Consider the following 14047-nt stretch of genomic DNA (forward strand, 5'->3'; position numbering starts at 1 on the left):
CCTCAAATGTCAGCCAAGACACGCAGGTGCGCCTCGACGCTGCGCCCCAAAGCACTCAGGCTGTAGCCGCCTTCCAAACAAGAGACGATGCGGCCCTTGGCATGACGCAACGCAATTTGCTTGATGCGGTCGGTGATCCAGGCATAGTCTTGCTCGACCAAGCCCATTTGACCCATGTCGTCTTCGCGGTGCGCATCAAACCCTGCACTGATGAAGACCATCTCTGGTTTGAACTCTTCGAGCCGTGGCACCCAATAGGTCTCGATCAACTCTCTCACGTCCATGCCTTTGGTGTAGGCCGGCACTGGCAAGTTCAGCATGTTGCGTGCGGGGTGCTCTGTGCCCGAGTGGGGATAAAACGGGTGCTGAAAAAAACTCACCATCAACACCCGGTCATCGCCCGACAAGATGTCTTCGGTGCCGTTGCCGTGGTGCACATCAAAGTCGACCACCGCCACACGTTTCAAGCCATGGCGCTCCAGCGCGTATTTGGCAGCCACGGCCACGTTGTTGAAAAAACAAAAGCCCATGGCTTGTTTTGCCGTGGCATGGTGACCCGGCGGACGCACGGCACAAAACGCATTTTCCAATTCGCCGGCCACGACAGCATCGGTGGCGGCAATGGCGGCACCTGCGGCACGCAAGGCCGCCTTCCACGTGTGGGCATTGAGGGCGGTGTCCGCATCCATGTGCGCATAGGCGGGACCACCCGCTTGCATGTCTTCGACCAGTCGGTCAGACATGCCGCGCAAGGCTGCGATGTACATGCGGTCATGGGCCAGCTCGATGTCTGCCAACGGGGCTTCTGGCGCCTCCAGCTGCGTGAGCCCAATGTCCACGCCGCTGATGAGCAATCGGTCTTGAATGGCGCTGAGCCGATCAGGGCACTCGGGGTGCCCCGCGCCCATCTCATGCTGCCAACACACAGGGTGGGTGTAATAACCAGTTTTACGCATGGTCTCTTGTCTTGTGAGGGTCTCGATCCAGCTTAACATGCAAGCCTTGCTTTTCGCCCCCCACACCCCCCTAGTGACCTCCTCTGCTTCCTTGTTCTTGATGTCGCGCAAACACATTGGCTGCTGGCTCTCACTGATGACTGGCTTGGCCCTGGCCATTTGTTCAGCGCCCAGCCTGGCAGGTGGCAAACACCACGCCCGCCATCACGTGCGCGCCATGCCACGCGCCGTCACCGGCACACCCTTTGGTGCGACACCCGAGGTGCTGCAGTTGGCAGACACGCTGGCCCAAACCCACCAATTGCCCCCGGCCTGGGTGCGCCAGCAACTCAGCAGCGCGCAGCAGTTGCGTGGCTTGCCCAAACTGGTGCTGCCTCCTCCGGTGAGCGTGCCCAAAAATTGGCGCGCCTACCGAGAACGCTTCATCGAACCCAAGCGCATCAACGCTGGCGTGACCTTTTGGAACACCTACCGCAGCGCCTTAGAAAAGGCCCAAGCTGTCTACGGCGTGCCCGCTGACATGGTGGTGGGCATCTTGGGCGTCGAAACTTTTTATGGCCAGCACATGGGCCATTACAAAGTGCTGGATGCGCTGACCACCCTGGCCTTGAACTTTCCGCCAGAGCACCCTCGCGCGGCAGAACGCCAAGCTTTTTTTCAGTCCGAGTTGGGGCACTTTTTGGTGCAGATGCGCCAGCAGCCTGTTGGCGCCGCCCCCATCAAAGGCAGCTTTGCAGGCGCCATGGGTTGGCCCCAATTCATGCCTTCGAGTTGGGCCAAATTTGCAGTTGACTTTGATGGCGATGGCCGCATTGATTTGCTCAACAACCCGGTCGACGCCATTGGTTCGGTGGCCCATTACTTCCAAGCTTTTGGCTGGCAAACTGGCATGCCCACCCATTACCCGGTGAGGTTTGACGAAGCCAAGCTCGACAAACCCACGCTGCTCGCGCCTGACATCTTGCCCTCATTCAGCGTGCGCAATTTCCAAGACAAGGGCGCGGTGCTGGACGAGGTGGCACAACAACACCCAGGCCCCTTGGCGCTGGTGGAACTCTTCAATGGCGACGACGCCCCAAGCTATGTGGCGGGCACCGACAACTTTTATGTGGTGACGCGCTACAACTGGAGCAGCTACTACGCCATGGCGGTGATTGAGTTGGGCGCAGCCGTCAAAGCGGCCATGCCCCATTGAACTGCCACCATGAACCCGTTGCCAGACGACGCAGTCTGGCGGCAGGTTTGGGTTTGAGACAGTCGAGAGATCTCGTTGCGAAAGCACCTTCTATTTGTAGATCCGAATCACCACACCGTATTGGCTAAAAATCAGACCTTAGTTAATCTCGACACCTTGGTGTTCAACGATGGAGCCGACGAATCCCTTTTGTGAAAAGTACATCACCATAGCCTGTCTGAATGAATCGGTGCCAATCGTACGCAGATGGAATTCACCGTTGAAAACCTCAGCTTCTTTGTTGAACTCAACGGCGGCCAACTGACGCGAAGTGAGGTGGGCAAGGCTGGATAACCAATGAAATGTTCGAATCGGAATGCGATGGCCAGTAGCGACTGCCATGATGATGTATTGACCTTCCCATTGAAGTTGATCCGTCATCATGATCACCCCTGATTGATCTGGCCGCATGGACTCTGGCAACAATGAGCCATCTTGCCGCCAAGCGCAATGAAATGTTTGACAAGGGTCTACGGGACGGCGGCTGTAAATAGTGCATCCATTGTTTTGGCAATGGGTACATGGCTTACCAAGATGGGCTTTTGCCACAGGGGTATTGACGTCTAACCAACCTTCACAACATGCGGTGCAAGGCTGACACTTTCTTGGGTTGGAAACTTGCATTCCATAACGTTAATAACTGTGGATGTCGTATGAATGACAAGTGCATCATGAGCATCCAAAGTGACGCATCTGTCATTTGAAACACCAGGTACGGACGGCACATGCAAAGTTTCTTACATCGCACGTTTGCCCCTTTCAGGTGAAACAGCCATCGCGTTATTGACCTCTGTCGCAAGACTGTTTTAAACGATCCAAAAATCCGTGTGCGCAATCTGCACATGGTTGTCCAATACCGCGATCAACACCGCCTTGCCCTTGCCTGAGCCGTCCGCGTCGTACCACAGGTTGCCTGTGGGTTGGTCGTAGACGATGCGTTGAGTGGCGGTGGTTGCCGCAGTGCCCTGTACAAACTGGTTCGCCGCCAACTGACCAGTGCCCAGAACTTTGTACAGCAAGTGGTCCAGCTCTATGCGGTCCGTGCCCGATAAAAAGTCGGTGATGTGGTCAGTCTTGACATCGCCGCTCAGGCGGAAGGTGTCACTGCCCGTGCCACCGGTCAACGTGTCTGCACCCTTGCCACCGGCCAGCACGTCATTGCCAGCGCCACCCAAGAGCTGATCATTGCCAGAACCGCCGATAAGCACATCGTCAAATTGGCTGCCCTTGATCGTGGTAGCCGCACCTGCATTGGTCACGTTCCAGCCCTGTCCGTGCGTGATGCCTGACAGGTCAACAGCCATGCCCTTGGTCGTGAGGTTGGCTGTGCCGTCGTTGAACGAATCTGAGGTGGCAGTCCAGGCTGCCTTGAGCGTGGCATCTGCTGTTGCGCCTGCAGACACTTGAAGAATCTCGCTGCCTGTCGCGTCCTTGGTCAGCAGGTTGAAGTCAAGGATCATGTCATGGCCACTGCTGACTATGAAGGTGTCCAGTCCAGCACCGCCTGTCAGTTTGTCGTCACCCACCAATCCGTCCAAGGTGTCCCAGCCTGCAGTGCCTTTGAGGGTATCTGCACCGGCAGTGCCCAAGATGGGGGTGAATTCAACGCCCACAGTCAGGTCTTGGACCACCTGGTAGCCCGTTTTAGCATTGGACAGGGTCACCGAGACATCGTAGATGCCGTCATGATTAGCGTCCAGTGGTTGCTCGTAGTCAGGCGCTGTGGCGAAGGTCAGAACGCCCTTGCTGGAGACTTTGAAGAGGCTTGCATCGGCACCGGTGAGGGTGTACTTTGGGGCTGTGCCCAGCAGTGCATCGGACACAGCAAAGGTGGTGACGGTTTTGGTGTTCTCGGCAATGTAGTGGGGGGGGGCTTGGATCTTTGCCAGGAAGGCATCATAGCTGCCCGAATTCGCCTGTCCGTCGAGCGAGCCGCTGGTTCTTCCCGCCATGTAGATAGCCCCGTCGGCGCCCTTGGTGAGGGCGCGGGCGAAATCCTCCGAACTTGACCCGAGCAGCCGAGTCCACGCCTTGCTGCCATCCGGGTTGTACTTGGTCAGGATATCGCCGCGGTCGGAATCCACAGCAATGTAAATAGCCCCGTCGGCGCCCGAGGTGAGGCCGGAGGCGTGGGCCAAGCCACTCGAACTCGACCCGAGCAGCCGAGTCCACGCCTTGCTGCCGTCCGGGTTGTACTTGGTCAGGAAGGCATCGCCGTTGCCCGAATACGCCTGCCCGTCGAGCGAGCCGCTGGTTCTCCCCGCCATGTAGATAGCCCCGTCGGCGCCCTTGGTGAGGGCGAGGGCCACATCATCCGAACTTGACCCAAGCAGCCGAGTCCACGCCTTGCTGCCGTCCGGGTTGTACTTGGTCAGGAAGGCATCGAAGCCGCCCGAATTCGCCTGCCCGTCGAGCGAGCCTAGGGTATACCCCGCCATGTAGATAGCCCCGTCGGCGCCCTTGGTGAGGGCGTAGGCGAAATCATCCGAACTTGACCCGAGCAGCCGCGTCCACGCCTTGCTGCCGTCCGGGTTGTACTTGGTCAGGAAGGCATCATAGCTGCCCGAATTCGCCTGTCCGTCGAGCGAGCCTGGGGTATACCCCGCCATGTAGATAGCCCCATCGGCGCCCGTGGTGAGGGCGAAGGCCGAATCAAACCCATCCGACCCAAGCAGCCGAGTCCACGCCTTGCTGCCGTCCGGGTTGTACTTGGTCAGGAAGGCATCGATGCCGCCCGAATTCGCCTGCCCGTCGATCGAGCCGCCGGTATACCCCGCCATGTAGATAGCCCCGTCGGCGCCCGTGGTGAGGGCGTCTGCGCCACCATACGAACTCGACCCGAGCAGCCGAGTCCACAAAACCTGGCGCTGATAATCCGACATCATGATCACTCCTTGCGGCGGTTGGCTCCAACTGCGCCGCTCACTTGATTTTCAAATCGACCCACTCGATCCTCAGACGATGAACAAGAGGCCTGCCATTGGTAGCTCAAAATATCTCGCCAGTTTGCGTCATTGCGCTGCCGATGCTGGCCAGTTGCACGGCATGGGACTCTAGGCTGCCACTGTCCAACACCGAAGCCCCCATGGGCAGCTTGTCGATCAGCGTTTGGTAGCCAGTAACGCGGGAATCGATCAGGGTGATGTTGCTGCTCATGGTCTTTCCTGTTCTTAAGATTATTTTTTAGCCTGGCAGTGGCTGAACTCAAGGCGGCGGTATTGCCATCCAAGGTGTGTTTGCCAATGCTGAGAGTTGGCTAAAAGTTAGGCGTTGTTGATACCAAGCTTTTACCCAAAATAATAAATTCAATAATATAAGCAATCGGACTTTTCATGTGTCAATACTGTCAAAACGAATTGGCCCGTTTGGACTAAGCTTTGCGTGCAAACTGTCACATATGTCTCGGCACGCGAAGAGCAAATCGACCATGTGACCGTTGGTGCATAGCCTATCAGGCGTGTGGTCACTGCTTGAAAATTCAGCATGTTTTTCGGTCAAGCCTAGATTTCGCCACCTGTGCTCTGCATCTCTTTGGCGTTTCTGGTTTTCACGCTCACGCATAAGCGCATCCTTTTGCCGACCCACATTCGCCTTTAACTGGGTGACTCTCATATGCTCAGAACTCTGGGGCTTGATGGGTTTGATGGTCTTGGGTTTGGGGGGCTTGGGGGCCTGAGGCAAGCTGCTAGGCATATTTCAAAACCCTCAAACTTCAAAACAAACAAACTGCAAACGGAACTTCTGTGTTGGCGTGCCACGCACCCCTAAATGAAAATAGTCTTTGCACGAAGCGCCACACACCCTGTGCGCGATCTCAAACTAAGCAAGTTACAGTTACAGCCCCAGCAACGTATCAATATTTGCTCAGTGGAAAGTAATTGTTGCCGCCGCGTGTCCAAGTAGTGTTCTTAGTCCCATCGTAAGAAGCGATGTAAGCGAAACCCGTCACATCGTTTGCGGGGTCTTTCAGACCACTCACGATTTCATTAGCGATGTCGAGGTAGGGGGACATTAATTTAGCGGGCTTGAGTGTCACAAACTCAAAGACAAACGGATAGCCCAATTGAAGTCCTGTGCGTAACTTTGTGTCTATGCTGCCATCCGGTTTGAAATTGGGCGATCGGTCCAATTTAATCCACCTGGCAGTTTGAGACTCTGGACTGAGGCCGAAACCAAGCCCGTTCGCGTAAGCGTGTGCCAAGGACGCAACGCCTATCGATAAGCCCGTGTAGTCATACTTCACTTGATTAACCAATGCAGCCGTGGCCCAGTGGGTTATCACGTTGAAGCCGGGGTTTACCGCTAAAGTCTGAATGTTGGTCATGATAGTGTCCTTCCCGACGATTGCAAAACCAGTGGCCAGAGGAGCTTTACCTGCATAGTTGGCCTGTCCGGCAAAGATGATTTGAGTTGCAATCTGTGAACCTATAATGCCAATGCGGCGGTTGTGATTCAAAACACGGTTTTCCGATTTGTCTCTCACAAACTCTGCAGCCGAAGTGATGTTGCCTTTCATCAATGCCGAGTAGTCCGCCAAAGTGATGCCAGGCTGGCACTTGGACAAGAGCATGCTGGCATCAGACGCATCACAGGCAAGGTCTGTGATTTCGCCTTCTCGCACATCACGGGCCATTAATGCTTTGTACATGTTGTTGTTGACCAAGACGCCGAATCCTTGCATGGCGATTGTTTCTGCTGGGAAAGCCTTGGGGTCCCAACTGGTGATCATGCCTGGTGGAAACTCAGAAGGTCGCACATCCGAGAAGGCCATGTGCGCCACTTTTTGCTTGTCTATGCCCCAGCCGGTCTTGAAGTCAGCGACGCGATGAGAAGCCAGTGTCACGATGGGTGTTAATTTATTGGTAACAACATCGTAGTTGGTGACCGTCTGCAAGTCAGTATCAGCCATGGTTAAACCAGCCTTCTGCGCTGCAGCAGTGTGCAATTGGATGGTTATGTACTCTAGATTGTCCACGCCATTTAAAACAGAGCCTTTTTTCAGACCAGTCAACAGTTGGTTAACACCCGCCATGGAACCATTGGTGCCGTTCACGATCACAGCCACGCGCTTGTCCATGTATGGCTTGCCAGCCGCACCATAACCATAGTAAGCATAAGCATCACCAGCGCCAGATAATTTGATCGTTACAAACGGTTTGTATCTGTCAAAGACTCTGCCATGAGTGCTCAACATCTTTTCAATGGCAGGGCGCATAACGTTTGCACTACCAGCAGCGTAAAAAGTGATTTCGGGCGCGCAAGTCTTGAGCATGGTCACGCCATCAGCCGCCGCCGCAGTTGGATTGCAGGAGGAGACAACCGTGGCAGCATTCGCACTGAACAAGAACAATCCAGCCATCAAAGCAATTGATGTTCTAGTTAGAAATTGAATTACTTTTTTCATAATGATATTTAAGCGCCGATACTTATTTTTTCAAATAGTCCCTTCAGGCCATTCTTTCCATGGAAAGCGTCACAATTCAGGCACCAAAGCTAACGCTCGCCTATACAAATCAAAAACGCTTACAGCGCGAGAACTGCGCTGGGGGCAGGTCATAGCTAAAGACGCACACGCAGCGTGCAACAGGGCCTTGCTGCTTTTAACCAGTTATCACGCCCTGTGGATGATTGAGTTGGGCGCAGCAGTCAAAGCGCCCATGCCCCATTGAACTGCCACCATGAATCCGTTGAACCCTAAAAAACTGCACCTGACCAAGTGGACGGCAGTGCGACCCGTGGCCAAGCAAAAACACTTCTTGGTCAGCCGGGTGATTCAACCCGAGTTAGCCACCGATCCGATCGAGTCGGTGGAAATCGAAGCGGTGTTTTCAAAAGCCACACAGATCATTCCTTGGCGTGAACTGCAGGATGACGGGGTTTGGCGGCAGGGTTGGGTTTGACCAGTTCAAGCCCGAGCAAGTTGATTCCTCAGCATTGGGTCGCGTGTGTCAGATGGGCATTTAAAAGAGCGCTGTTGAAGTCCTGACCGTTGGATGGGATTGCGATAAACATCTGCTGAAGGCTTCATCATTTTTAGTCGAATCAGTGCTTGCCGATTGTTAACATATTTGTTACTATTGATCATGTCTTACACGATCCGTTATTTCAGCAATGAAGTGCAAGAAGACATCTTTAAATTACCCACAACTCTGCAAGCCCGCTACATCTCCCTGACACAAAGGATGATTGATTTTGGGCCTCATCTGGGCCTACCACATACCGATGCGTTTGGTGATGGTTTGTTTGAGTTGAGGCTAAAGGGTGCAGAGGGTATTGCCCGAGTTTTCTTCTGCACCATGGTGGGTCAAGAAATTGTGATGCTGCACAGTTTCATCAAAAAATCACAGAAGACGCCAGACAAAGAGCTCAAAGTTGCCAAGGCACGAATGAAGGAATTAAAAAATGACTAAGCCCCAAATGACCCATGACCAAATGGTCAAAAAGATGCTCAAAAATCCAGAGGTCAATCGAGAGGTCGATAGACTCAACAAAGAAGAGTTTGGGATCTTGGATCAAATCCTCGCTGCTCGCAAAGCGGCTGGCTTAACTCAAGCGCAAATCGCAGAGCGCATGGGCACAAAAGCCCCTTCTGTGGCTCGCCTTGAAAGCTCTTTAGCAAGTGGCAAACACTCACCCAGTTTAAGTACCCTTCGCAAATATGCTCAAGCTCTGGGCAAGCGGGTTGAACTGCGGTTGGTTTGAAAACCTTTTAAATATCGCCCATGAGAGGATGACATCCAAGCCGATGTCAGCCTACGCAAGCGGCTGAAACCTTGCCTGGCTTGGGCTTCAGGAAGACATGTGCTGCATGGGAATCGTCACAATCCACACATGCACGTCGATCCGCCCACCCCCTCCACAGCCGCCACGCATGACATGCGGTATCGGCAAGACATTGACGGTTTGCGCGCTGTCGCGGTGTTGTCGGTCATTTTTTTTCACCTGAACCCGGTGTGGGCGCCGGGTGGGTTTGTCGGTGTGGACCTGTTTTTTGTCATCAGCGGCTTTTTGATCACCAGCCAAATTCGCCAAGAGTTGGTAAACAACACCTTCACCCTCAAGAGTTTTTACCTGCGCCGGATCCGTCGCATTGCGCCACCGTTGATTGCCATGCTGATGGCCGTCTCCGCCGTGGCCTGGTGGCTGTTGGAGCCCGAGGACCTGCGGTCGTTGGCTTACTCGCTGGTGGTTCAGCCGCTGTCTTTGCAAAACCTGGTGTTTTTGTCTGAGGGCAATTACTTTCGGGGCAGCGAGACCAAAGCGCTGCTGCACACCTGGAGCTTGGCTGTTGAAGAGCAGTTCTACCTGTTTTGGCCTTTGCTGTTGGTTGGGCTGCAGAGGTTCTCATTCAAGGCTTGGGTGGGTGCTGCGTGCGGCCTGATCTTGGCGTCGTTTTACCTGAGTGCCACCCTGAGTTTGAGCGAGCCACAGGCTGCTTTTTTCTTGCTTTTCACGCGCACCTGGGAGCTGGGGCTGGGCGGTCTGGCGGCGGTCTGGCGCTTGCACTGGGGGCAGGCGCAACGACCGAGCGCTTGGCTGCGGGAAACACTGGGGTGGGCCAGCATGGCCGCCCTGGCCTATGGCATTTTCTTCATTGACGCCACGATGCCCTTTCCAGGAAAAATCGCGCTCGTGCCTGTCTTGGGTGCGTGTGGGGTGGTGCTGCTGGGTGGCTCGTCGGACAGCTCCCTGGGCAAGTTGTTGTCGCGCCCAAGCTGGGTGGCCATAGGCCTGATCTCTTACCCCTTGTACCTGTGGCACTGGCCGCTGCTGGTGTTCATGCAGCACCTGCAGCTCAAGCCCACAGACGTGCTGCCATTCATGGGCTTTTGGTTGGCCGCTTTGGCGTTGGCCTACGCCAGCTTTCGGTGGCTGGAGCTGCCAATTCGGCGCAAGCGCTGGCTCGCCTCCTCCAGCAGCTTGCTCAAGGCCGTGCTGGTGGGCTTTGTGGTGATCACGGCATTTGCACTTCACGTGGTGACCACCGATGGCGCGGCCTACCGCTATGCCGAACAACCCCGCGCGTTTTTGACAGCCCGCATTCAGTCGTACACCAAGCGCTGTGAAGTCTCTGCGCGTGTGGTCGATTTGCGCTCCCCCATTTGCCACCACCACGAGAACACCGCCAACCCTCAAAAGGTGCTGCTGTGGGGCAACAGCCACGCCAGCATGCTGATTCCCATGCTCGACCAACTGGCCTCAGACCACCAAAGCAGCTTGTATGTGAACACCAAAAACACCCGGCCCCTGCTGGAGTTGGACGCTTCTAACCAAGAGGTGTTCCAAAAGGTGATGGCCAAGGCACAAGCGCTCTCGATCACCCGGGTGGTGTTGGCTTCTTCGTGGCAGGGTTTGGACAACCCCATGCTGGAGCAGCAGCTGGTCCAGACCGTGGCCGAGTTGACCCAACACCACATGGCCGTGTGGTTGGTGGTGGACACGCCGGGTGGGCACGCGCTGGACCCGATGACCGCCTATGCCAAGCAGCCCCAACATCCGCAAGTCGGGAGCGTGTCATGGGCGCACTACAACCAAACCAGCCGACACACAGAACTGGCTGTGTTTGAGCGATTGGTTGAGAAATTTCCCAACGTGCGCATCATCGACACCTCAGGCGTTTTTTGTGACGCCACGCAATGCTGGGGCGGCCAAGGGGGCCAAGTGTGGTACCGCGATGCGACCCACCTCAACAACGCAGGGACTCGGGCCATCGCTTCTCACTTTCTGCCCGTCTTCCAGCCCTGAGCAGGCGGCATGCGGTGACCTCACACCTCTGAGGACTGTTGCAAGGCCCACTGCACCTGCTCGCGCACCACCTCGCTGCTGTGCGTGAGGTGCACCGCCAAGGCTTGGCGCAGGCTCACCGATTCCGCGACGCGCAAGGCATTGCCTGCGGCCAAGGCCACATTGCGCAACCAACGCGGGTGGCCAATGCGGCGAATGGCACTGCCTTGGGTGCGCTGCAAAAACTCGGCTTCGGTCCACCCCAGCAACTGGTCCAGGCCCTGATCCACCATGCCCTCACGCACATCGAAGTCGGCCAAGCTGGCGGTTTGCGCATACTTGTTCCAGGGGCAAGCCAATTGGCAATCGTCACAGCCATACACATGGTTACCCACCAGCGGACGCAGGTCCTCAGGAATCGGCCCCGCATGCTCGATCGTGAGGTAAGAGATGCAACGTCGCGCATCCACCACGCCCGGTGCCACGATGGCCTGGGTGGGGCAGACATCGATGCAGGCGCTGCATTGGCCACAATGCGCGCTGACCGGTGCGCTGGAAGGCAAGGGCACATTGAGGTAGATCTCGCCCAAGAAGAACATCGAACCCGCCTCGCGGTTGAGCACCAAGCTGTGTTTGCCCCGCCAACCCTGGCCGCTGCGGGTGGCCAACTCGGCTTCAAGTACGGGCGCAGAGTCGGTGAAGGCGCGGTACTGCAAAGGGGCGACCTCGGGGCCATGGGCGCTCAGGTGTGCATCAATCTGCTGGGCCAAGGTGTCAAGCCGCGCGCGCAGCACCTTGTGGTAATCGCGTCCCCGGGCATAGACCGAGACCACGCCTTGCTGCGGACTGCGCAAGCGCTGCCATTCCAGCGCTTGCCAATCGGCAGGGGTGTCGCGCGGCAGGTAGTTCATGCGGGCGGTCACCACGCTCAAGGTACCCGGCACCAGCTCGGCAGGTCGGGCGCGCTTCATGCCGTGGCGGGCCATGTAGGCCATCTCACCGTGAAAATGGTGGGCCAGCCAATCGCGCAAACCCGGCTCAGCCGACGACAAATCCACAGGGGCCACCGCAATTTGGGAAAATCCCAGGGACTGAGCCCAAATCTGCATCTGCGACAGCAACAATGTGTGGTGGTTCGACAACCGTAATTCCTTGAACAATGTGTCCATTGTAAAAACCCTCACCTGGCACGACGAAGCCGCCACCCAAGCCTTTGCTCAGCAACTGGCGGCGACCCTGTCTGCGAATCACCTTGCCCCTGCGTGCATGGCCCTGCATGGGGACTTGGGTGCGGGCAAAACCACGTTCGTGCGCCATCTGCTGCGCGCCTTGGGCGTGACTGGGCGCATCAAAAGCCCAACCTACGCGGTGGTTGAACCCTACGAGGTGACAACCTCGGCAGGCCCGTGGCCAATCTGGCACTTTGACTTTTACCGATTCAGCGATCCACGCGAATGGGAAGACGCGGGCTTTCGCGACATCTTTGCCAGCCCCGGCTTGAAACTGTGTGAATGGCCCGAGCACGCCAGTGGCGTGATGCCCACGCCCGACCTGGACCTGCACCTTCAGGTCGACACCGACACCCAGCGTCAGGTCACGCTGCATGCCAACACGCCCCTGGGCGAAGCCTGGCTGGCATGACAGACACCACTGCCCCATCGGCCCTGCGCCAGCGCCGCTCGCTGCTGAAAGCCGGCGCCTTGTCGCTGCTGCTGGGCCAAACGGACATCGCATGGGGCGCCACCATCGTCGCGGTGCGGGTGTGGCCCGCTGCCGACTACACCCGCGTGACGATTGAGAGCGACACGGCGCTGAAAACCGTGCCTTTGTTTGTGGCCAACCCACCGCGCTTGGCCGTGGACATTGAAGGCATTGAGCTCAACCCAGCGCTGCGCGAGCTGGTCGGGAAGGTGCGTTCGGACGACCCTTTCATCACCGGGGTGCGGGTGGGCCAGTACACGCCCAACACGGTGCGCTTGGTGCTCGACCTGCGCCAGATGGTGCAACCTCAGGTGTTCAATCTGGCGCCGGTGCAAGCGGGCAATGCACGCTACCAACACCGCCTGGTGCTCGACCTCTACCCCACCTTGGTGGCCGACCCGCTGGAGGCCCTGATTGCGGAGCGTCTGAAAGCGGGCAACAGCAACCCCGGACTCGCCAACGCGCCGTCCATGACCGCCCTGCCACCGCCCCCCTCAGGCGCCAAGCTCAGCACCACGCCCGATCCCATGGCCGATTTGCTGGCCACCCAAAAACGCCAACCCACCGCACTGCCGCCGGCGCCCCCGCCCGTGGTGGCACCCCCGATCACCTTGGCCGCCTCGGCGGCACAAGAAGCTGAACCGCAAGAGCGCTACATCATTGTGGCGCTCGACCCAGGACACGGCGGCGAAGACCCGGGCGCCATTGGCCCGCGTGGCACCAAAGAAAAAGACGTGGTGTTGCAAATCGCGCACCGCATGCGGGATCGCATCAATGCCACGCAAATCAAAACCCGCCACGGCACGCTGCCCATGCGCGCCTTTTTAACGCGTGATGCAGATTTCTTTGTGCCCTTGCACGTGCGGGTGGACAAAGCGCGGCGCGTACAAGCCGACTTGTTCATCAGCCTGCATGCCGATGCCTTCCTCACGCCCGATGCACGCGGCGCCAGCGTGTTTGCGCTCAGCCAAGGCGCCGCCTCCAGCGCCGCCGCGCGTTGGATGGCGGTGCAAGAAAACCGTGCCGACCAAGTGGGTGGCTTGAACCTGAAGGTACAAGACGCCACGGTGCAGCGCGCCCTGCTGGACATGAGCACCACCGCCCAAATCAACGACAGCCTGAAAATTGGCAGCGAGATGCTGGGGCAAATCCGGCGCATCGGCAAACTGCACAAACCTCAGGTCGAACAGGCCGGGTTTGCGGTGCTCAAAGCGCCGGATATCCCGAGTGTGTTGGTCGAGACCGCCTTCATCAGCAACCCCGATGAGGAAACCCGCCTCAACAGTGAACGCTACCAAAACGAATTGGCCGATGCGCTGATGCGCAGCATCGAGCGTTACTTCGCGCGCAACCCGCCCTTGGCCCGCACGCGCAACACCTGAGCCCCTGTCTCTTATACACATCTGACGCTGCCGACGATAAGGCTCGTGTA

Annotated in this window: 13 protein-coding genes; 7 read left to right on the forward strand and 6 right to left on the reverse strand. The window is 57.1% G+C overall.

Annotation, left to right across the window (positions count from 1 at the left end):
* Positions 1–2 precede the first annotated feature (2 nt).
* The gene (locus ACKWJN_RS14430; protein ID WP_408598024.1) at positions 3–956 is read right to left on the reverse strand and encodes a histone deacetylase family protein; all 954 of its coding nucleotides are present in this window, start codon (positions 954–956) and stop codon (positions 3–5) included.
* A 136-nt stretch (positions 957–1092) separates the two neighbouring features.
* Between ACKWJN_RS14430 and mltB the strand changes: the two genes are divergently transcribed.
* Complete coding sequence (gene mltB / locus ACKWJN_RS14435; protein WP_408598047.1) at positions 1093–2151, forward strand: lytic murein transglycosylase B; 1059 nt, start codon at positions 1093–1095, stop codon at positions 2149–2151.
* Between the two features lie 138 nt (positions 2152–2289).
* Here mltB and ACKWJN_RS14440 read toward each other — a convergent pair whose 3' ends face one another.
* From ACKWJN_RS14440 to ACKWJN_RS14455, 4 genes are all read right to left on the reverse strand, one after another.
* Positions 2290–2571 (reverse strand): hypothetical protein, encoded by a 282-nt coding sequence (locus ACKWJN_RS14440; protein WP_408598026.1) that lies wholly within the window; start codon positions 2569–2571, stop codon positions 2290–2292.
* A 425-nt stretch (positions 2572–2996) separates the two neighbouring features.
* Complete coding sequence (locus ACKWJN_RS14445; RefSeq protein WP_408598028.1) at positions 2997–5072, reverse strand: M10 family metallopeptidase C-terminal domain-containing protein; 2076 nt, start codon at positions 5070–5072, stop codon at positions 2997–2999.
* Between the two features lie 106 nt (positions 5073–5178).
* Entirely contained in the window at positions 5179–5346 is a 168-nt protein-coding gene (locus tag ACKWJN_RS14450) for a hypothetical protein (protein ID WP_408598030.1), read from the reverse strand.
* 697 nt (positions 5347–6043) lie between these two features.
* Positions 6044–7594 carry a hypothetical protein gene (locus tag ACKWJN_RS14455; RefSeq protein WP_408598031.1) on the reverse strand — a complete coding sequence of 517 codons (1551 nt, stop codon included), beginning with the start codon at positions 7592–7594 and terminating at the stop codon, positions 6044–6046.
* Between the two features lie 274 nt (positions 7595–7868).
* On the opposite strand from ACKWJN_RS14455, the gene ACKWJN_RS14460 reads away from it, so the two are divergent.
* The 4 genes from ACKWJN_RS14460 to ACKWJN_RS14475 all read left to right on the forward strand — a co-directional run bounded on the left by ACKWJN_RS14460 (position 7869) and on the right by ACKWJN_RS14475 (position 10935).
* Complete coding sequence (locus tag ACKWJN_RS14460; RefSeq protein ID WP_408598033.1) at positions 7869–8090, forward strand: TIGR02450 family Trp-rich protein; 222 nt, start codon at positions 7869–7871, stop codon at positions 8088–8090.
* 183 nt (positions 8091–8273) lie between these two features.
* On the forward strand, positions 8274–8600 hold the full coding sequence (locus tag ACKWJN_RS14465) for a type II toxin-antitoxin system RelE/ParE family toxin (protein WP_408598035.1): 327 nt from the start codon (positions 8274–8276) through the stop codon (positions 8598–8600).
* On the forward strand, positions 8593–8892 hold the full coding sequence (locus ACKWJN_RS14470; RefSeq protein WP_408598036.1) for a helix-turn-helix domain-containing protein: 300 nt from the start codon (positions 8593–8595) through the stop codon (positions 8890–8892). Before ACKWJN_RS14465 ends, ACKWJN_RS14470 begins: the two co-directional genes overlap by 8 nt.
* Positions 8893–9021: 129 nt before the next feature.
* On the forward strand, positions 9022–10935 hold the full coding sequence (locus ACKWJN_RS14475; RefSeq protein ID WP_408598037.1) for an acyltransferase family protein: 1914 nt from the start codon (positions 9022–9024) through the stop codon (positions 10933–10935).
* A gap of 20 nt (positions 10936–10955) precedes the next feature.
* Here ACKWJN_RS14475 and queG read toward each other — a convergent pair whose 3' ends face one another.
* Positions 10956–12023, reverse strand: coding sequence for a tRNA epoxyqueuosine(34) reductase QueG (queG, locus tag ACKWJN_RS14480; RefSeq protein WP_408598049.1), 1068 nt, complete (start codon positions 12021–12023; stop codon positions 10956–10958).
* Between the two features lie 52 nt (positions 12024–12075).
* Here queG and tsaE point away from each other — a divergent pair, with 52 nt between their 5' ends.
* Together tsaE and ACKWJN_RS14490 are read left to right on the forward strand one after the other, a co-directional pair.
* Positions 12076–12555, forward strand: a complete 480-nt coding sequence (gene tsaE, locus ACKWJN_RS14485; protein WP_408598039.1) for a tRNA (adenosine(37)-N6)-threonylcarbamoyltransferase complex ATPase subunit type 1 TsaE — start codon at positions 12076–12078, stop codon at positions 12553–12555.
* On the forward strand, positions 12552–13997 hold the full coding sequence (locus ACKWJN_RS14490) for an N-acetylmuramoyl-L-alanine amidase (protein WP_408598041.1): 1446 nt from the start codon (positions 12552–12554) through the stop codon (positions 13995–13997). The genes tsaE and ACKWJN_RS14490 overlap by 4 nt, the downstream gene beginning before the upstream one ends.
* The last annotated feature ends 50 nt before the right edge of the window (positions 13998–14047 follow it).

Origin of the sequence: Limnohabitans sp. (assembly GCF_046052825.1) — a bacterium.
Lineage (GTDB): Bacteria > Pseudomonadota > Gammaproteobacteria > Burkholderiales > Burkholderiaceae_C > Limnohabitans.

What these genes read in the sequence shown, in the direction of transcription:
- ACKWJN_RS14430 (WP_408598024.1), bottom strand. Translation starts at nt 956, where the DNA reads ATGCGTAAAACTGGTTATTACACCCACCCTGTGTGTTGGCAGCATGAG.
- mltB (WP_408598047.1), top strand. Translation starts at nt 1,093, where the DNA reads ATGACTGGCTTGGCCCTGGCCATTTGTTCAGCGCCCAGCCTGGCAGGT.
- ACKWJN_RS14440 (WP_408598026.1), bottom strand. Translation starts at nt 2,571, where the DNA reads ATGACGGATCAACTTCAATGGGAAGGTCAATACATCATCATGGCAGTC.
- ACKWJN_RS14445 (WP_408598028.1), bottom strand. Translation starts at nt 5,072, where the DNA reads ATGTCGGATTATCAGCGCCAGGTTTTGTGGACTCGGCTGCTCGGGTCG.
- ACKWJN_RS14450 (WP_408598030.1), bottom strand. Translation starts at nt 5,346, where the DNA reads ATGAGCAGCAACATCACCCTGATCGATTCCCGCGTTACTGGCTACCAA.
- ACKWJN_RS14455 (WP_408598031.1), bottom strand. Translation starts at nt 7,594, where the DNA reads ATGAAAAAAGTAATTCAATTTCTAACTAGAACATCAATTGCTTTGATG.
- ACKWJN_RS14460 (WP_408598033.1), top strand. Translation starts at nt 7,869, where the DNA reads ATGAATCCGTTGAACCCTAAAAAACTGCACCTGACCAAGTGGACGGCA.
- ACKWJN_RS14465 (WP_408598035.1), top strand. Translation starts at nt 8,274, where the DNA reads ATGTCTTACACGATCCGTTATTTCAGCAATGAAGTGCAAGAAGACATC.
- ACKWJN_RS14470 (WP_408598036.1), top strand. Translation starts at nt 8,593, where the DNA reads ATGACTAAGCCCCAAATGACCCATGACCAAATGGTCAAAAAGATGCTC.
- ACKWJN_RS14475 (WP_408598037.1), top strand. Translation starts at nt 9,022, where the DNA reads ATGCACGTCGATCCGCCCACCCCCTCCACAGCCGCCACGCATGACATG.
- queG (WP_408598049.1), bottom strand. Translation starts at nt 12,023, where the DNA reads ATGCAGATTTGGGCTCAGTCCCTGGGATTTTCCCAAATTGCGGTGGCC.
- ACKWJN_RS14490 (WP_408598041.1), top strand. Translation starts at nt 12,552, where the DNA reads ATGACAGACACCACTGCCCCATCGGCCCTGCGCCAGCGCCGCTCGCTG.